The sequence below is a fragment of the Klebsiella sp. K47 genome, assembly GCF_051858335.1.
Classification (GTDB): Bacteria; Pseudomonadota; Gammaproteobacteria; order Enterobacterales; family Enterobacteriaceae; genus Klebsiella; species Klebsiella pneumoniae.
In genome coordinates, this window is the sequence record NZ_JBPYUI010000352.1 from 1 (window position 1) to 229 (window position 229).

Below are 229 nucleotides of genomic sequence, written 5' to 3' on the forward strand. Positions count from 1 at the left end.
TTGATTCACTGCGCCGAGTAGCTTATCAAGTTCACGACGGTTCAACAGTAACTTACGGGTACGGGTCGCTTCAGGAACAATGTGCGTAGATGCACTGAGTAAAGGCTGAATTTGAGCACCGAACAGGAAAGCTTCACCATTTTTAAAGGTGATATAACTCTCAGACAGCGTCATACGACCTGCACGTAATGATTTCACTTCCCAGCCTTGCAGTGACAGGCCAGCTTCA

Annotated in this window: 1 protein-coding gene; it reads right to left on the minus strand. The window is 47.2% G+C overall.

Going from position 1 to position 229, the window contains the following annotated elements:
• Positions 1 to 229 (minus strand): SsrA-binding protein (locus RRF55_RS28345; RefSeq protein ID WP_439419346.1); only part of this gene is annotated, 229 nt, incomplete at both ends.